Origin of the sequence: Sporosarcina cyprini, assembly GCF_022048975.1 — a bacterium.
Taxonomy (GTDB): Bacteria; Bacillota; Bacilli; order Bacillales_A; family Planococcaceae; genus Sporosarcina; species Sporosarcina cyprini.
The window spans coordinates 252,272-270,197 of the sequence record NZ_JAKMHX010000023.1; the positions used below are offsets into that span (position 1 = coordinate 252,272).

At 48.0% G+C, this 17,926-nt stretch carries 17 protein-coding genes and 1 other annotated feature; all 17 genes read left to right on the forward strand.

Going from position 1 to position 17,926, the window contains the following annotated elements; all coding sequences use genetic code 11:
• The first annotated feature begins 14 nt into the window (after positions 1-14).
• The 17 genes from L7D49_RS09505 to leuC all read left to right on the forward strand — a co-directional run bounded on the left by L7D49_RS09505 (position 15) and on the right by leuC (position 17,909).
• Positions 15-500 carry a TRAP transporter small permease gene (locus L7D49_RS09505; protein ID WP_238080587.1) on the forward strand — a complete coding sequence of 162 codons (486 nt, stop codon included), beginning with the start codon at positions 15-17 and terminating at the stop codon, positions 498-500.
• Complete coding sequence (locus tag L7D49_RS09510) at positions 497-1,816, forward strand: TRAP transporter large permease (protein WP_238080588.1); 1,320 nt, start codon at positions 497-499, stop codon at positions 1,814-1,816. Before L7D49_RS09505 ends, L7D49_RS09510 begins: the two co-directional genes overlap by 4 nt.
• A gap of 11 nt (positions 1,817-1,827) precedes the next feature.
• Positions 1,828-2,589: an SDR family NAD(P)-dependent oxidoreductase gene (locus L7D49_RS09515; protein WP_238080589.1), complete on the forward strand. Its 762-nt coding sequence runs from the start codon at positions 1,828-1,830 to the stop codon at positions 2,587-2,589.
• Positions 2,582-3,055, forward strand: a complete 474-nt coding sequence (locus L7D49_RS09520; RefSeq protein ID WP_238080590.1) for a PCC domain-containing protein — start codon at positions 2,582-2,584, stop codon at positions 3,053-3,055. Before L7D49_RS09515 ends, L7D49_RS09520 begins: the two co-directional genes overlap by 8 nt.
• Positions 3,056-3,061: 6 nt before the next feature.
• The gene (locus tag L7D49_RS09525) at positions 3,062-4,543 is read left to right on the forward strand and encodes a class I adenylate-forming enzyme family protein (protein ID WP_238080591.1); all 1,482 of its coding nucleotides are present in this window, start codon (positions 3,062-3,064) and stop codon (positions 4,541-4,543) included.
• The gene (locus L7D49_RS09530) at positions 4,540-5,676 is read left to right on the forward strand and encodes a thiolase C-terminal domain-containing protein (RefSeq protein WP_238080592.1); all 1,137 of its coding nucleotides are present in this window, start codon (positions 4,540-4,542) and stop codon (positions 5,674-5,676) included. Before L7D49_RS09525 ends, L7D49_RS09530 begins: the two co-directional genes overlap by 4 nt.
• A 5-nt stretch (positions 5,677-5,681) precedes the next feature.
• The gene (locus L7D49_RS09535) at positions 5,682-6,011 is read left to right on the forward strand and encodes a Zn-ribbon domain-containing OB-fold protein (RefSeq protein WP_238080593.1); all 330 of its coding nucleotides are present in this window, start codon (positions 5,682-5,684) and stop codon (positions 6,009-6,011) included.
• On the forward strand, positions 6,012-6,458 hold the full coding sequence (locus tag L7D49_RS09540) for a hypothetical protein (RefSeq protein ID WP_238080594.1): 447 nt from the start codon (positions 6,012-6,014) through the stop codon (positions 6,456-6,458).
• A 141-nt stretch (positions 6,459-6,599) separates the two neighbouring features.
• Positions 6,600-7,550, forward strand: a complete 951-nt coding sequence (locus L7D49_RS09545; RefSeq protein ID WP_238080595.1) for a bile acid:sodium symporter family protein — start codon at positions 6,600-6,602, stop codon at positions 7,548-7,550.
• Positions 7,551-7,632: 82 nt separating this feature from the next.
• Positions 7,633-8,163 (forward strand): IseA DL-endopeptidase inhibitor family protein, encoded by a 531-nt coding sequence (locus L7D49_RS09550; RefSeq protein WP_238080596.1) that lies wholly within the window; start codon positions 7,633-7,635, stop codon positions 8,161-8,163.
• A 248-nt stretch (positions 8,164-8,411) separates the two neighbouring features.
• Positions 8,412-10,079 carry a dihydroxy-acid dehydratase gene (gene ilvD, locus L7D49_RS09555; RefSeq protein WP_238080597.1) on the forward strand — a complete coding sequence of 556 codons (1,668 nt, stop codon included), beginning with the start codon at positions 8,412-8,414 and terminating at the stop codon, positions 10,077-10,079.
• A gap of 2 nt (positions 10,080-10,081) precedes the next feature.
• Positions 10,082-10,336, forward strand: a binding site (T-box leader).
• Between the two features lie 85 nt (positions 10,337-10,421).
• Positions 10,422-12,179, forward strand: a complete 1,758-nt coding sequence (ilvB, locus tag L7D49_RS09560; protein ID WP_418895867.1) for an acetolactate synthase large subunit — start codon at positions 10,422-10,424, stop codon at positions 12,177-12,179.
• Complete coding sequence (gene ilvN, locus L7D49_RS09565) at positions 12,176-12,691, forward strand: acetolactate synthase small subunit (protein WP_238080598.1); 516 nt, start codon at positions 12,176-12,178, stop codon at positions 12,689-12,691. Before ilvB ends, ilvN begins: the two co-directional genes overlap by 4 nt.
• 32 nt (positions 12,692-12,723) lie before the next feature.
• On the forward strand, positions 12,724-13,758 hold the full coding sequence (gene ilvC, locus L7D49_RS09570) for a ketol-acid reductoisomerase (RefSeq protein ID WP_238080599.1): 1,035 nt from the start codon (positions 12,724-12,726) through the stop codon (positions 13,756-13,758).
• On the forward strand, positions 13,745-15,286 hold the full coding sequence (locus tag L7D49_RS09575) for a 2-isopropylmalate synthase (protein WP_238080600.1): 1,542 nt from the start codon (positions 13,745-13,747) through the stop codon (positions 15,284-15,286). Before ilvC ends, L7D49_RS09575 begins: the two co-directional genes overlap by 14 nt.
• Before the next feature lie 79 nt (positions 15,287-15,365).
• A complete protein-coding gene (gene leuB / locus L7D49_RS09580; RefSeq protein ID WP_238080601.1) occupies positions 15,366-16,463 on the forward strand; it encodes a 3-isopropylmalate dehydrogenase in 1,098 nt (365 codons plus the stop codon).
• Between the two features lie 36 nt (positions 16,464-16,499).
• Positions 16,500-17,909 carry a 3-isopropylmalate dehydratase large subunit gene (leuC, locus tag L7D49_RS09585; RefSeq protein ID WP_238080602.1) on the forward strand — a complete coding sequence of 470 codons (1,410 nt, stop codon included), beginning with the start codon at positions 16,500-16,502 and terminating at the stop codon, positions 17,907-17,909.
• Positions 17,910-17,926: the final 17 nt, after the last annotated feature.

Below are 17,926 nucleotides of genomic sequence, written 5' to 3' on the forward strand. Positions count from 1 at the left end.
TGGGGGTTACATGAATGGAAAGAGTAATCAGCAAGTTGGAAGAATGGATTGTCGCTATCGTATTGTCCATCATGTCAACCATTGCATTCGTCAATATCCTCTCGAGGGGATTTGCAAGCTATTCCTTCTCGTTTACGGAGGAAGTGACCGTCAATCTATTCGTTATGCTGACGTTTGTCGGAACAGCCATTGGTGTGCGTGAACACGCACACCTTGGCTTTACTCTTCTTTATGATATAGCGAATGTTGCTTTCAAGCGGGTCATTTCCGTACTTGTCGGTATGATGATGCTCCTGCTGTTCGGCGTTCTTCTTTATTTCGGAATCCAAATGGTGCAATTCCAGATGGATATGGGCCAAAAAACACCATCACTCGGCTGGCCGCAATGGTGGTTCTCTCTCGCGATGCCGCTTGGCGCACTCCTATGTATCTATCGGACTATCCAAGCGACAATAAAAGAATTACGGGGACAAGATGAGAAAGGAGAGCAGCTCTCATGATGGCGTTTATTTTATTCGGTTTATTTTTCCTGTTAGTCATGTTGCGTATGCCAATTGCGATTGCACTTGCTGTGTCCTCCATTGCCGTCTTGTTCACAGGCAGCGGGGTATTTGGTTTGGAACTGGTTGCCGACATCATGTATACAAGTGTAGCGAAATTCACGTTGCTGGCCATTCCGTTTTTTATTTTAGCCGGCGTCATCATGGAGCAGGCGGGCATTTCCAAGCGTTTGATTGATTTCGCTCAATCGCTGGTAGGCCATCGTAAGAGCGGTATTGTGTTTGTTACTGTATTGACGGCCATCTTCTTCGCGGCCATTTCAGGTTCAGGCCCGGCGACTGTAGCCGCTATCGGAGGCATCCTTGTGCCGGCGATGGTGAAAAGTGGTTACAAGAAAGAGACAGCAGGCGGCCTCGTGGCAAGCTCGGGAGCGATCGGAATCATCATCCCGCCAAGTATTGCGTTCATCGTCTTCGCTGTCGTGGCAGGCGATCAAATTCCTGTGTCCATCGGCCGATTATTCATGGCGGGCGTTGTGCCAGGGTTGCTTTTAGGGTTAGGTTTCATATTGGCAGCGATGTATGTCAGGTGGAAACAAGAGAAGAAGGAAGGTCCGATCGAGGTAGTCATGACGAAAAAGGCGACTGGCGAGGAAAGACTGAAAGCGTTTACAGGCGCTATTTGGGGACTTCTCATTCCGGTCATCATTCTCGGCGGAATTTACGGTGGCTTCTTCACACCGACTGAAGCGGCAGTTGTCGCTGTATTTTACGGGTTGTTCGTCGGCTTCTTCATCTACCGCGAATTAACACTGAAGAAACTGTATGACATTTTGATTGCTTCTTCTATTCAAACGGCGGTTGTCATGTTTATCGTCAGTGCGGCTTCCGTGTATGCGTATATCATCACGACGGAACAGATTGCAAGACAGATTTCAGACGCGATGCTGAGCATCTCGGATAATCCAATCATCATCCTATTGCTCGTAAATATTATATTGCTTATTGCAGGTATGTTCATTGATGCCATCTCTGCTTATTACATATTCATTCCGATTTTATTACCGATCATGCTTGCATTTAACGTGGACCCGACTGTGTTTGGCGTTTTCATGACGGTGAACTTGGCGATCGGTTTGTTTACTCCTCCCGTTGGACTCAACTTGTTCGTCGCGGCAGGCATATCCAAAACGTCGATTGGCCAAATATCGAAAGGTGTGCTGCCTTTCGTCGTATCATCCATCATCATCTTATTGTTAATCACATATATCCCGCAGATTTCCACATTCCTGCCGGATCTATTGAACATTAAATAGGGGGCGACATCGTGAGATTAAAGGGACAAACAGCAATCATTACAGGTGCGGCCAGTGGTATTGGCGCAGAATCAGCGATTATCCTGTCGAGGGAAGGTGCTAATGTTGTTCTCGTTGATTTGAATTCGTGCGAGAAAACAATTGAATCGATTCAAAGCCAATCAACCGATGCGAGCGTCATGGAATGCCTGGGGGATATCCGCGATCCTGAATTTGTGAAAGCGACGGTCGCCCGTGCATCCGATACGTACGGAGAACTTCATATTTTAGTGAACAATGCGGGAACATGCGGCAGACTCGGTATCGATACGATGACGCTAGATGTGTGGGACCGTGATATGGATACAAATGTGAAAGCTGCATTTCTGTTTATCCAGGCGATTGTCTATCCGCATATGGTGGAGCAGAAATACGGGCGAATCATCAATATCAGTTCAATCTCCGGCTTAAATGGCGGCGTTATTTCCGGCCAGGAGGACAACAACGGACGTTCCGGCCCTGCCTATTCCGCCTCTAAAGGGGCAGTCATCGCGTTGACCAAGTGGGTGGCAAAGGAGCTGGGCGTTCATGGAATTACATGCAATTCAGTGGCCCCGGGTGCCACATTGACTGGCATAACGACTGGCGTTGCATACGATGTAAGCCAGCAAGCTATTAAGCGTATGGGGACGCCGCAAGATATTGCGGAGGCCGTTCTGTATTTCGCTTCTCCTGAATCGAGCTATACAACTGGGCAAGTACTCAAAGTAGATGGAGGCTACAGCTTTGGATAATCGGGTTCAAGCAGTATTAGATCAAAAAACGAATCGGATTGCCGGAAGATTCATGAAAGGGATCGACCTTTTTGAAGGATTTAAGGAAGTTTGCCGTGCTTATCAAGTGACCGCCGCTCAATTCCAATGCATCGGATCACTCGATTATGCGACGTATGTCCAGCTGGATCAAACGGCGGAAGGCGGCTTGAAATATTCCAAAAAGCTTAAGACGGACACACCGATCGAATTGTTGTCGGGCACCGGGTTTATCGGGCTGGATCTGCAAGGGGAATTGGAGGTCCATTTCCACGGAATGTTTATTGACTGTGATAAAAAAATCGATGGCGGCCATTTTATCGACGGAGAAAATCCGGTAGCTGTCACGATTGAATATATGCTGTTTCCGTTGCATGAAGTTGCATTGCAGCGCGGAAACGACGAATTTTGGAATATGCCTGTATTCCAATTCGCGGAGAAGGAGTGATTCATTGTGGAAACGTTAGGTAAACTTGCGGTGAAATCAGCGGTTGCTAATCCAAACAAGCTCGCTGTGAAAGACAAAGACCGTTCATTCACATATAAAGAGTTGTTGGAAAGAGCTCATGCGCTGGCGGCTTATTTCCATCATAAAGGATTGAAGAAAGGCGACCGGATCGGCATTTTGATGCCAAACCGTCTCGAACATATTGAACTCGATGTGGCGGTAGCGCTTGGCGGATTTATTAAAGTGCCGCTCAACTACCGACTCCATCCGAAAGAGCATCAGTATATGCTATCTGATGCGGATGTCGGCCAGTTAATTGGCGATCAGGAGCTCATCGACGCTATTGGCACCGAAGTGGAGACGCTTTTGGTCGGCGCGTCTTACGAAGAAGTCATCCAATCCTATGTCGGAGCAGGGTTTGCAGAACAGGTGGAAGAGGACGACCTGTTCGCCATCATGTATACATCCGGCACGACGGGCAATCCGAAAGGGGTTATGCTCTCCCACCGGAATATGATTGCCGGTGCCGTATCTCTAGCACTCGTTTGTGAAACGGATTACACCGACATTATCGGACACGTGGCGCCGCTTACGCACGGGAGTAACTTCCTTTCCCATGTAGCTTGGCTGTATGGTTTGACACAAGTCGTTTTCGATAAATTCGAACCGGAAGAATTCGTGAATGATCTGGCAAGAGAAAAAGTGTCTATTATCTTCCTCGTGCCTACGATGGTCAACTTGATGATCCAGCATCCGAATTTTGATCCTTCCAAACTATCGACTTTAAAGAGCATCAACATGGCAGGCTCTCCAATTGCGGCAAGCAAACTGGAGCAGGCTCTCAAGCTGACTGGGCCTATTTTTGCAGAGACGTACGGACAAGTCGAGGCACCGATGTGCATTACGATGATGCCGAAAAGGGAACTGGGCAACCGTCTTGAATCATGCGGACGCACAGGCCTGTTTGTAGACGTAAAGATCGTGGATGACGAAGGGAAAGAGCTGCCTGACGGTGAAGTCGGGGAAATCATCTGTAAAGGCTCACTTGTCATGAAGGGATACTGGAACAATGAAAAAGCGACGGCAGAAACGTTGCAGGACGGCTGGCTCCATACTGGCGATTTAGGCTGGAAAAATCCAGAAGGATACGTCCATATCGTCGATCGCAAAAAAGACGTGATTATTTCAGGCGGCGTGAACATTTACCCGCGTGAAGTGGAAGAAGTACTGAACATGCATCCCGGCGTCAAGGAGACATGTGTCATCGGAGTTCCAGATGAGAAATGGGGAGAAAATGTCATTGCTTATGTCGTGCCAAATGGTACGCAGCAGGTGACAGATGAACAGCTGCTCGCTCTGTGCATCGAAAATATGGCCAGCTTTAAAAAGCCGAAGGAGATTCATATTGTCGAGGAATTGCCGAAAAGTTCCTACGGGAAAATCCTGAAGCGTGAGCTGCGCAACCAGCATGAAGAGGTGAAAGCATGACGAATGTATATGTACACGGCGTAGGCATGACACAATTTGGGACATTCGTCGACCGGACGATGAAAGACTTGTTGCTTGAAGCGTGTATTCAGGCATTGAATGAAGCGGGAAATCCGAAAGTGGATGCTGTCTACGTAGGAAATTTCATGGGCGGTTCCATTTACAATCAAGAAATCCTTGGCGCCATTGTGGCAAATGAATTAGGCCTTGGATTCATTCCAACAGCTAAAGTCGAAGGAGCATGCGCTTCTGGCGGCATCGCGGTTCGGCAAGGTGTGCTAGGCATCCAGAGCGGTGAGTATGAAACCGTATTGGTAGCTGGCGTTGAAAAGATGAAACATGCATCCACTGCCGATGTTACGCAGGCGATCAACGCGGCGATGGACAATGATTCAAATGAAAAACGGGCGGGTCTCACATTCCCTGGTTTCTTCGGCGTGCTCGCCAACCGGTATTTTTATGAAACAGGCGCTTCCAAAAAGCATCTGGCTATGGTGGCACTGAAGAACCGGGAAAACGCCATGCAAAACCCGCTTGCCCAGTTCCGAAAACCCGCAACTTTGGAAGAGATCATGGAAGCAAGGATGATCACGAACCCGCTCGGCCTGTTCGATTGTTCGCCGATGACAGATGGGGCAGCTGCAGTCGTTTTATCGAGCAAAAAGTCACCGGTCCACGTCCGTTCGTCCGCTCAAAGTTCAGGACCGACGCAAATGCAGGACGCGGATGATTTATTATCCATCCCTGCCATCAAGGAATCAGGTCGTCTCGCATACGAAAAAGCAGGTGTCGGACCAGAAGATATTGATGTCGTGGAAATCCATGACTGCTTCTCCATGACGGAAATGCTAGCGATCGAGGAGCTCGGCTTTTTTGCAAAGCGCGAAGGTTGGAAAGCAATTGAGGAAGGCCGCACTAAAGTGACAGGTGACAAGCCGGTCAACACGAGCGGCGGACTGTTATCGCGTGGCCATCCGATCGGTGCAACTGGAATTTCCCAGATCTATCAGCTCGTACATCAGTTGAGAGGGACTGCGCCAAATCAAGTGGAAGGCAATCCACGTCTCGCTTTGGCACAAAATTTAGGCGGAACGGGATCCTATTCCGTTGTGCATATTTTGGAGAGGGTGTGAGGGGCATGAAGATTTTTGCTTGCACGAATTGTGATTATCATAGTGTGACATCCAAGTACACTTGTCCGAAATGCCAGCAAGGAAAGCTGCAGGAGACTGAAGTTTCACCTAAAGGCACTGTTTACAGTTTTACGGATATCCATGTCGCTCCGGCGGAATTCGCCCATATCGCTCCCTATACAGTCGCTTTGATCCAGCTGGATAAAGCGCCTGTCAAAGTGACGGCGCGAATGGACGGCGAAGTTACAATTGGGGATGCCGTGGAGTTAAAAGGGCTTGAAGAGGGAGCATTCATTTACACGAAGCAGACCATTTCAAGCGGTCCAACGGTTTAATTGATCGGTAATTTGGTAGATACGAGCGGTTACCGGGAAATTCGAGTGGTTCGCCGGCGTTTACGAGCGGTTACCGGGAAATACGAGTGGTTCGCCGGCGTTTATGAGCGGTACGAGAGCTATACGAGTGGTTCGCCAGCGTATACGAGCGGTTACCGGGAAATACGAGTGATTCGTTTGTGTTTACGAGTGGTACGAGAGCTATACGAGTGGTTCGCCAGCGTGTACGAGCGGTTACCGGGAAATACGAGTGGTTCGTTTGCGTTTACGAGCGGTTACCGGGAAATACGAGTGGTTCGCCGGCGTTTACGAGCGGTTACCTGGAAAAACGAGTGGTTCGCCAGCGTTTATGAGCGGTTACCGGGAAATACGACTGGTTCGTTTATGTTTACGAGCGGTACGAGAGAAAAACGAGTGGTTCGCCAGCCGATACGAGCGGTAGGCTGACATTTTTAAGCAGTATAATCGAAATTTGATCGAACAAAATGAGGTAAATTAGTTCTTCGAATAAAATCATGGCAAAGGAAGGCTTGTGCATCGGATCAAAGCGATCTGCTGCACAGGTCTTCTTGTCTAGGAGGCGAAGGAATGAAGGTCATCCCTCTACTATCAGGTGTTATCTCGAAATATTTGCCGATCTGGATTGTAGCCCTGTCTTTATTGGCTTACGCGTTTCCAGATGCATTTATATCCATTCGAGGCCTGACTGGGTTCGGGCTGGGGACCATTTTCTTATTAATGGGCTTATCGCTGTCAACCGACAAACTACTTCAAGTCATTAAACATCCGAAATATGCATGCCTTGGCGTGCTATTCAAATGGACAATCATGGTGGCTGTATCCATCACGATTGCCTATCTTTTTTTCCGGAATGAAGCGGAAATTGCGACCGGTATCATTTTGGCAGGAACAGTTCCGAGTGGCACTTCTGCGAATATTTATACGTTCATTGCCGGCGGCGAAGTGGCAGTCAGCATTACGATGGCGACGATGGATACATTCATTTCACCGCTGCTGACCCCGGCACTCGTCCAGTTTTTCGCGGGGAAATTAATTCCGATCGCTTTCTGGCCGTTGTTTCTCAACATCATTTATATCGTCTTTCTTCCGCTGTTGGCTGGCCTGTTCATCCAATGGAAATGGCCGAAGCCGGTCGGGAAAGTCAGGCCGTATACAGCCGTCTTATCCCAATTGTCCTTATTCATCGTCATCCTGTCCGTCATTTCAAATGCACAGAAATCCTTGCAGGAGAATTTGACGATCTTGCCGATGATTTTCATCGCAGTCACGTTACAAGTGGCCATTCCGATGGCCGCAGGCTATTTCGCGGCGCGGCTTTGCAAAGCACCAGAGGAGACAGCGCGTGCGATTTTATTCCACACCGGCATATGCAATTCAGCTCTTGCAGCAACGCTTGCCATGGAACACGTCAGTTCTCTAGCGGCCGTTCCCGCAGTCGCTAATATGGTCGTCAATTTGACGATCGGAGCAACAGTCGCAAGCCTATTTGAGAATAAATTCAAGATTCCGAGTCGCTGACGCGAAATGTTTTGCAGAGTCCAACATTTTATTGGCTCCTGATGACATATCTTTTACTACTAGCACATCGGGAGGAAAGCGGTTGAGACAAAAATGGTGGACGTTATTGTTTGTAATATGCATTTCGCTGCTGCTAACTGCCTGTCAAGGTAATCGTGCGGCCACTCCGTTATCTCCTGTGGAAGCCGCCAATCTGGCTGCAGAATGGGCAACGACGGAATTGGCCGTAGTGAACGGGGGCTTCTATGAAGAAGGGGAATATGAAACATTTCTCTACAAAGGCATGAATTATCGTTATTTGGCCAGCCACATTGATTCAAAGAAAAAATTGACGGCTGAACTTCGGAAGACGATGACGAAAAAAGGGGCCAAGCGTTTTATGAAAGATAATGGGATTATTTCCTATAAGAAGAGGATGGCGCAGCCAGAAGCAGAATTTGTGAGTGAGCTCATGTGGAATGTCGCCACGGTAAAGGAAGTGAAGGCGAAAAAGTCCAAAATGGTTATGGAATTGACGGTGCCAATCGGGGAAACAAGAACGGCGGAAAAAATGAAATTTACGTATGTCTATAAAAAAAGGCATGGATGGCGAATAGACAAAGTGGAAAAATAAGTATGACCTTGATTACGCAAAAAAAAAATTTACAAAATGACATATATAATGTAGTATGCAATATATCGCTAATGTAAGCGATTACAATAAATATTACTATTCCTAATTGAAAAATAATTATAAAAAGAGTGTTGACTCTACCGATTATCCGATATATGATAGCAACAATCTATTACGAGTTGTGATTCAATTCACAATCTATCATCAGCTTGAGGCTGGTATCGGTCGTTTTGTTAGGAGAGATTGCAATGAGAAGTGACATGATAAAAAAAGGCATCGATCGAGCACCTCATCGCAGCTTGCTATATGCGACAGGTGTGAAGACGAAAGATCTGGAAAAACCTTTTATCGGCGTATGTAATTCATATATTGATATTATTCCAGGCCACAAACATTTGAACCATTTCGCGGAAATCGTCAAAGAGGCGATCCGGGAGGCGGGTGGCATTCCGTTCGAATTCAACACGATCGGAGTCGATGACGGAATCGCGATGGGGCATATCGGAATGCGTTATTCGCTTCCTTCCCGGGAGCTGATCGCAGATTCTGCAGAGACCGTCATTAACGCTCATTGGTTTGATGGGGTCTTTTACATTCCGAACTGCGACAAAATTACGCCAGGCATGCTAATGGCGGCAGTTCGAACGAACGTCCCTTCCGTTTTCGTATCGGGGGGCCCAATGGAAGCTGGCGTCTCAGCAACAGGCGCACCACTTTCACTCACATCGGTGTTTGAAGGTGTGGGAGCATACAAATCAGGCAAAATGTCTGCTGAAGAATTGCTCGACATCGAAACGAATGCCTGTCCGACATGTGGATCTTGTTCCGGAATGTTCACAGCAAATTCAATGAACTGCCTGATGGAAATGCTCGGATTGGCATTGCCGGGGAACGGAACGATCGTCGCAACTTCCGATGAGCGCCATAAGCTCATTAAAGAAGCGGCAAAACATCTCATCCGGATGGTAAAAGAGGATATTAAACCTCGTGATATCGTAACCAAAGAAGCAATCGATGATGCATTCGCACTGGACATGGCAATGGGCGGATCAACAAACACCGTCTTACATACATTGGCCATTGCACACGAAGCAGAAATCGAATATAGCGTGCAGGATATTAACACAGTAGCAGAGCGAGTACCATACTTGGCGAAGATAATGCCGGCGTCCGACGTTTCAATGGATGATATTTTCAAAGCAGGCGGAGTCAGCGCAATCATCAACGAGCTGACGAAAATACCAGGAGCCATCCACCCGGATCGGATTACCGTGACAGGAAAGACGATCGGGGAAGACGTGAAGGATTACCACATTACGAATGAACAGGTCATCCGGACGAAAGACAATCCGTACAGCCCGGTCGGAGGCCTCTCCGTACTGTTTGGAAATATCGCACCGGATGGCGGGGTCATCAAGGTTGGAGCAGTTGATCCGTCCATCAAGGAGTTTGTCGGAGAAGCAATTGTATTTGATTCTCAAGAGGCAGCCCAGGAAAACATCGATAATGGCACTGTCCGTGAAGGGCATGTTGTCGTAATCCGATATGAGGGACCTAAAGGCGGTCCGGGAATGCCAGAGATGCTTGCACCAACATCCGCGATTCAAGGACGCGGACTCGGAACAAAAGTAGCACTCATCACAGACGGACGTTTTTCCGGGGCATCGCGGGGAATCTCCATTGGCCATATTTCACCAGAAGCGGCCGAAGGTGGCCCGATTGCATTAGTAGAAGATGGCGACATCATTGCCATCGACTTGACGAACCGGACGATCGAACTGAAAGTATCAGATGAGGAATTGGCGGAGCGCAAAACAAAGCTGCAGCCATTTGAACCGAAAATTAAAAAAGGATATTTAGCCAGATATTCAAAGCTTGTCACTTCTGCAAGTACAGGCGGCGTAATGAAAATCTAATAATAAAATCGATGATGAGGCAAAAGTGATTAGATACTGTATTCCCAGAGAGCCGGTCGTGCTGGAAGCCGGCAATACACCTAATCGCGATATCACCTCGGAGTGGGTTGCTGAAAAGAAGACTGAGTAGGCAATCCCGGGCGGCATGAATTGTAGGCAGCCCGTTACAAACGAATGGATAGGCATCCTATCCATTCATGAGGCGGCGGATTGCCGCGAACAAGGGTGGTACCATGAAAAGTTTTTTCATCCCTTATACGAAGAATCGTTTCTTTGTGTGGGGAGAAAAAGCTTTTTATTTTTGAAAATAATGGAACATAGAAAGTCAGGAGGAGTTAGCAAATGAGTGCTGAAGTTCAAACGAAGCAAGCTGTTTTGGAACCAATGCCGACCATGGAAGAGCAGCAGACAACAAGACCGGCGGATGGGTCAGCGGTCCTGATTCAGGCGTTGAAGGACCAAGGTGTCGAAGTCATTTTCGGTTACCCGGGAGGAGCCGTCTTACCGATTTATGACGCATTGTATAAGGATCCGATTCCACATGTGCTTGCCCGTCATGAACAGGGAGCCATCCATGCGGCGGAAGGGTATGCGCGTGTATCCGGTAAGCCCGGCGTCGTCATCGCGACATCCGGACCTGGCGCAACCAACTTGGTGACAGGCATTACGGATGCCATGATGGATTCCTTGCCATTAGTCGTCTTCACTGGCCAAGTCGCAAGCTCCGTCATCGGTACAGACGCTTTCCAAGAGGCCGATATTATCGGCATCACAACACCGATTACGAAGCACAACTATCAAGTGCGGGATGTAGCCGATTTTCCAAGAATTATTAAAGAAGCGTTCCATATCGCGTCAACAGGGCGCAGGGGACCAGTTGTCGTCGATATCCCGAAAAACGTTGCGACTGAAGTGTTCACAACACCAGAGTCTTTTGATGTCGAAGTGGATCTCCCAGGGTACCAGCCGACGACGACTCCTAACTTTTTGCAAATACAAAAAGCGGTCCATACACTGACGCATGCAAAGAAACCGATCATCCTAGCAGGCGCAGGCATTCTTCACGCCCAAGCGATGGATGAACTGAAGGAATTTGTAGAGCGCCACCGCATTCCGGTGACCAACACACTCCTCGGGTTAGGCAGTATTCCAGGCGATCATGAACTGTTCCTAGGAATGGCGGGCATGCATGGAACATACACCGCGAATATGGCGCTCAGCGAATGTGATGTCCTTTTGAACATCGGAGCTCGGTTCGACGATCGGTTGACTGGAAATCTTAAGACATTCGCACCGAATGCAAAGGTAATCCATATCGATATCGACCCAGCCGAAATCGGCAAGAATGTCCCGACAGAAATTCCAATTGTTGCGGATGCGAAGGAAGCGCTGAAAGCTTTACTCGCTGCAGATATGTATTCGCCGGAGACGGAGGAATGGATTGACGCACTAGCGAAAAAGACGGAAGATTTCCCGTTGTGGTATAAAGAGGACGATTCAGATTTATTGCCGCAGCAAGCGATCCAAATCATCCACCGCCTGACAAAAGGGGATGCAATCGTCACAACGGATGTCGGTCAGCATCAAATGTGGGCGGCGCAATATTACTCTTTGAACAACCCGGATCATTGGGTGACGTCAGGTGGCCTGGGAACAATGGGCTTTGGCTTCCCAGCAGCTATCGGAGCACAATTTGCCAAACCGGATAAGCGAGTCGTCGCAATTGTCGGAGATGCCGGATTCCAAATGACAGCCCAGGAGCTTTCCCTTCTTCAGGAATTCCGGATTCCAGTCAAAGTCGTCATTTTGAACAATGGTGCACTCGGCATGGTCCGGCAGTGGCAGGAGACATTCTATGATGAAAGGTATTCCCAGTCGTTGATTCCAGTGCAGCCTGATTTCGTAAAGCTGGCGGAAGCATATGACATAAAAGGATACCGCATCGAGTCTCAGGAGGAAGCAGAAGCCGTGTTTGCGGAAGCTTTGCTTTCAGACGAACCAGTCCTAATCGACTGCCGCGTGAAGCAACAGGAAAATGTCTATCCAATGGTCGCACCTGGCAAAGGATTACATGAAATGATTGGAGTGAGCGGCAAATGAGACGGATCATCACAGTAACAGTCATCAATCAAAGTGGTGTGCTGAACCGGGTCACGGGGCTGCTCATGAAACGGCAATTTAATATTGAAAGTATTACAGTTGGGCATTCGGAGCAGCCGGGCATGTCCAAAATGACATTCATCGTCCATGTGGAAGATGAAGGGAAAATTGAGCAGCTCGTAAAACAGCTTCAAAAACAGATCGATGTCATCAAAGTGAATGACATCACAGACAAAGCGATTGTCATGCGGGAATTGGCCCTAGTGAAAGTCGTTGCGCCTCCTCAGGCGCGCAGCGAAATTAATAGCATCGTTGAACCATTCCGGGCAACGATTATCGATTCCGGAAAAAACGTTGTCACGTATCAAGTAGTCGGCAACCCGGAGAAGATCGAGGCATTCATCGATCTCGTCAAGCCATATGGCATTAAAGAGTTGTCAAGAACCGGCGCTACTGCATTCGTTAGAGACATGCAAAAGGCTCCATCACCACAGTTATCCATTTTAAAATAAAAAATTTAACTAAAAACTAGGAGGAATATACAATGGCTAAAATGTACTATAACCAAGATATCAACGAAGGACTTCTACAAGGAAAGACAATTGCAATTATCGGATACGGTTCGCAAGGTCATGCACATGCGCAAAACTTGAAGGATTCTGGATACAACGTAGTTGTAGGTGTACGTCCGGGTAAATCTTTCGACCAGGCGAAGGAAGACGGCCTGACTGTTAAAACGGTTAGCGAAGCTGCGAAAGAAGCAGATATCATCATGATTCTTCTTCCAGACGAAAGACAAAAGAAAGTGTACGAGGAAGAAATCGCACCTGAATTAAAAGAAGGCAAATCACTCGTATTCGCACATGGCTTCAACGTTCATTTCGGCCAAATCGTACCGCCAAGTGATGTCGATGTGTTCCTAGTAGCTCCTAAAGGGCCAGGGCATCTTGTCCGCAGAACATATGAAGCAGGCGCAGGAGTTCCAGCATTGTTCGCTGTATTCCAAGACAATTCCGGTCAAGCAAAAGACGTGGCTCTCGCGTATGCAAAAGGAATCGGTGCAGCGCGTGCAGGTGTATTGGAAACGACATTCAAAGAAGAAACAGAAACAGATCTATTCGGAGAGCAGGCAGTACTATGCGGCGGCTTGACATCACTTGTCAAAGCGGGCTTCGAAACATTGGTAGAAGCAGGATATCAGCCTGAGCTTGCATATTTCGAAACAATGCACGAATTGAAATTGATCGTTGACTTGATGTATGAAGGCGGCATGTCCGGCATGCGCTACTCCATCTCTGATACAGCTGAGTGGGGCGACTTCGTATCAGGACCGCGCGTTGTTGACGCAGACGCAAAAGCCCGCATGAAAGATATCTTGACTGATATCCAAGAAGGCAAATTTGCTGAAGGCTGGATTAAAGAGAACGAAAATGGCCGTCCGAACTTCAATGCAATTGAAAAATCAGAAGCAGAGCATGAAATCGAAAAGGTCGGTCAAAAGCTTCGTGCAATGATGCCATTTGTTAATCAAAGCGTGAATTCCAAACAGGAGGAAGTGGTCGCGAGTGCGCAAAATTGATATTTTCGACACGACACTACGGGACGGTGAACAGTCGGCAGGAATTAATCTAAATACTGCCGAAAAGTTGGAAATCGCACGCCAACTCGAACGATTTGGCGCAACGGTGATCGAAGCAGGTTTTCCTGCTTCCTCACCGGGTGATTTTGAAGCAGTCAAGCGGATTGCGGAAACGGTCAAACGCTCCACAGTAACTGGTTTGGCTCGCGCAATGAAGAAGGATATCGACACATCATGGGAGGCGCTCCGCGGAGCGGAACAACCGCATCTTCACGTATTTCTGGCTACCTCCCCAATTCATATGGAATACAAATTAAAAAAGACGCCTGATCAAGTAGTCGACATCGCAGTGGAAGCTGTGAAATACGCCAAGCGCTTTTTCCCACTCGTCCAATGGTCTGCGGAAGATGCTTTCCGATCCGATCCAGCGTTCCTTGTTCGCATCATTAATGAAGTCATTCAAGCGGGTGCGACAACGATCAATATTCCGGACACAGTCGGATATGCGACTCCACAAGAGTATGGCGCGCTATTCAAGTTCTTGAAGGAGAATGTCTCAGGAATAGATCGAGTGAAACTCTCGGCTCATTGCCATAACGACTTAGGCATGGCAGTTGCAAACTCCATCGCAGCGATTGAAAACGGTGCGGATCAAGTGGAAGGAACGATTAACGGAATTGGAGAACGGGCAGGAAATGCAGCGCTGGAAGAAATTGCGGTCGCTTTGCATATCCGAAAAGACTTCTACGGCGTGGAAACGGGCATTAACTTACAGGAAATCAAGCGAACTAGCCAGCTTGTCAGTCAGTTGACGGGTGTTGTCATTCAGCCGAATAAAGCAGTTGTCGGTAAGAATGCATTTGCCCATGAATCGGGTATTCACCAAGACGGCATGCTGAAGAATCGTGAAACATATGAAATCATAACGCCTGAGTTGATTGGCGAAACAACAGCGCCGCTCGCACTAGGGAAACACTCCGGACGTCATGCATTTAAAGACCGTGCGGTTTCCATGGGATTTGAACTGACGGACGAACAGCTGAATGAAGCGTTCGTAGAATTCAAGAACTTAGCGGATAAAAAGAAAGAGATCACAGAGGATGATCTATTCGTATTATTTACGGGCAAGCAAATTGAGTACTCCGATGTGCCGACATATGAACTGACAAATGTCCAAGTACAATATGGTACGTCGAATGTACCGACTGCTACTGTATCTGCTACTGTGCCGACGGGCGAGAACGTAGTCGTCGCAACAACAGGCGCAGGTTCAGTCGAAGCGATTTTTAATACATTGGAACAGCTTGTCAAAGGCCAGGTTCACATTCTGGACTACCGGGTCACTTCAATCGGTAAAGGACGCGATGCACTTGGGGAAGCGGTCGTCAATTTAAGCTTCAATGGTGAAGTGTTGACAGGACGCGATGTAGCGCAAGACGTTTTGGAAGCTTCGGCAAAAGCGTATTTAAATGCAATTAATCGAAAATTGATCAAGTCGGCTGTAAAGGTGAAAGAACCGGTTTCTTGACGAAATTGTGATATATTGCATATGGAATTTTATTCAAGTGGAATAAGGTGAAATGAACACAATGAGGAGGAGAAGTTCCATGGAAAAAAGAGTAGCTGTTCTACAAGGCGATGGAATTGGGCCAGAGGTAACGTCAGCGGCAGTACGTGTGCTTGAGGTGATTGCAAGACGTTTCAATCATACGTTCCACTTCGAGTACGGTGCGATCGGCGGTGATGCGATTGATCGATACAATAATCCGCTTCCTGCTGAAACGATTGAACTTTGTGAAGCGAGTGATGCTATTCTTCTCGGTGCGGTCGGCGGACCTAAATGGGATCAAAATCCATCCGAACTGCGACCGGAAAAAGGTCTTCTGGCGATTCGAAAACATTTTGATCTGTTTGCCAACCTTCGTCCAGTGAAGGCAGTCCCTTCTTTGATCCAGGCTTCTCCACTCAAGGAGGATGTCGCGAAAGAAGTAGATATGATGATTGTCCGCGAATTGACGGGCGGCATCTACTTCGGACAGCCGAGCCGGTTCACCGATGAGTCCGCTGTCGATACACTCGTTTACACTCGCCCGGAAATCGAGCGGATTGTCGAGAAGGCATTTGAGCTCGCACGCTTACGAAGAGGGAAAGTCACATCCGTAGATAAGGCGAATGTTCTTTCGTCAAGCAAGCTGTGGCGACAAATTGTAGATGAGAAAAAACAGGGATATCCGGATGTTGAAGTGGAGCATCAGCTAGTAGATTCCGCAGCAATGAAGTTGATTACCAATCCTTCCGCTTTCGATGTAATCGTCACGGAGAATATGTTTGGGGACATTTTGAGCGATGAGGCATCTGTCATTACGGGTTCACTCGGTTTATTGCCATCCGCAAGTGTCCGGACAGATGGATTCGGCTTATATGAACCCGTACATGGATCGGCTCCGGATGTGGCAGGGAAAGGGATTGCTAATCCGGCAGCTGCCATTCTTTCAGCAGCAATGATGCTCAAGTACTCATTCGGCATGGAAACGGAAGCCGCTGCCATTGAAAAAGCGGTCGAAACGGTGTTTGAAGAAGGATGCTTTACAGCAGACCTGGCCGTCGATGACAAAAAGCTTTCGACAGCTGAATGGACAGATAAAGTAGTGGATGAACTCGATTTGCAGTTCGTTTCCAATAGCATTATGTTCTCATACGTGTAAACAACGAAGGTTGGCAAATGGAAGGAGAGGCCCGAAATGGCAAAAACGATTATCGAGAAAATATGGGATCAGCATATCGTCTACGAAGAGGAGGGGAAACCCGACCTACTTTATATTGACCTTCATCTGATTCATGAAGTGACATCACCGCAAGCGTTCGAAGGGCTACGGCTGGCGGGCCGGAAAGTTCGTCGTCCGGATTTATGTTTTGCGACGATGGATCATAATGTACCGACAAAGAATTTGCCGGTCATCCAAGATCCGATCGCTAAGAAACAGATCTCCACGCTGGAAAAAAATTGCGAGGAATTCGGCATCCAGCTGGCGCATATGGAACATCCCGATCAGGGTATTGTCCATATTATCGGTCCCGAATTGGGATTGACTCAACCGGGAAAAACGATCGTTTGCGGAGATAGCCATACTTCTACCCACGGCGCGTTTGGCGCGATCGCTTTTGGGATCGGAACAAGCGAAGTCGAGCACGTCCTTTCGACGCAAACGCTTTGGCAGTCCAAGCCGAAGACGATGGAAATCAAGATTTCCGGTCAATTAGGTTATGGCGTTACTGCAAAAGACGTGATTTTAGCCATCATCGCTAAATTTGGAATCGATGTCGGAACAGGCCATATCGTTGAATATACAGGCGAGGCAATTCGTAACATGACGATGGAAGAACGGATGACCATTTGCAACATGTCCATTGAGGCAGGTGCAAAAGCCGGTTTGATCAGTCCGGATGCAACGACAATCGACTATTTAAAAGGTAAAAGATTCGCTCCGGAAGGCGATGAGTTTGAAAAAGCGGCTCAGCAGTGGCTTGAGTTGGCGACAGATGCTGGAGCAGCTTATGACACCGTGCTTGAAATCGATGCGAATGAAATCGAACCGTTCGTAACATGGGGTACTAATCCTTCCATGGGAACGGGCATTAGCAAACATGTTCCACGGGCAGAGGATTACGCTTCGGAATCCGACAAGGAAGCACTAAAGAAGGCTCTCGCATATATGGATTTGGAAGAAGGAGCTCCGATGACGTCTATCGAAGTGCAGCACGTATTCATCGGTTCCTGCACGAATGCACGGCTGAGTGATCTGCGGAGCGCTGCAAAACTAGTAGAAGGGCGAAAGGTGCATTCTTCTGTTACAGCGATCGTTGTACCAGGCTCACGGACTGTAAAGCAGCAAGCCGAAGCTGAAGGATTGGATCGGATTTTCATTGAAGCCGGCTTCGAATGGAGAGAATCGGGATGCAGCATGTGCCTCGCCATGAATGATGACGTAGTGCCAGCCGGAGAACGGTGTGCTTCTACGTCCAACCGGAACTTTGAAGGGCGGCAAGGCGCAGGTTCCCGCACGCACCTTATGAGCCCGGCGATGGCGGCGGCCGCAGCGATTGCAGGCAAATTCGTTGATGTTCGGACATTAGAGCCGGCCCATGCGTAACTGAAGAAAGGATGAGT

Coding starts and splice junctions, on each gene's coding strand:
- ilvD (WP_238080597.1), top strand. CDS start 8,412: ATGAGAAGTGACATGATAAAAAAAGGCATCGATCGAGCACCTCATCGC.
- L7D49_RS09535 (WP_238080593.1), top strand. CDS start 5,682: ATGAAGATTTTTGCTTGCACGAATTGTGATTATCATAGTGTGACATCC.
- L7D49_RS09505 (WP_238080587.1), top strand. CDS start 15: ATGGAAAGAGTAATCAGCAAGTTGGAAGAATGGATTGTCGCTATCGTA.
- L7D49_RS09510 (WP_238080588.1), top strand. CDS start 497: ATGATGGCGTTTATTTTATTCGGTTTATTTTTCCTGTTAGTCATGTTG.
- ilvC (WP_238080599.1), top strand. CDS start 12,724: ATGGCTAAAATGTACTATAACCAAGATATCAACGAAGGACTTCTACAA.
- ilvB (WP_418895867.1), top strand. CDS start 10,422: ATGAGTGCTGAAGTTCAAACGAAGCAAGCTGTTTTGGAACCAATGCCG.
- leuC (WP_238080602.1), top strand. CDS start 16,500: ATGGCAAAAACGATTATCGAGAAAATATGGGATCAGCATATCGTCTAC.
- L7D49_RS09545 (WP_238080595.1), top strand. CDS start 6,600: ATGAAGGTCATCCCTCTACTATCAGGTGTTATCTCGAAATATTTGCCG.
- ilvN (WP_238080598.1), top strand. CDS start 12,176: ATGAGACGGATCATCACAGTAACAGTCATCAATCAAAGTGGTGTGCTG.
- leuB (WP_238080601.1), top strand. CDS start 15,366: ATGGAAAAAAGAGTAGCTGTTCTACAAGGCGATGGAATTGGGCCAGAG.
- L7D49_RS09530 (WP_238080592.1), top strand. CDS start 4,540: ATGACGAATGTATATGTACACGGCGTAGGCATGACACAATTTGGGACA.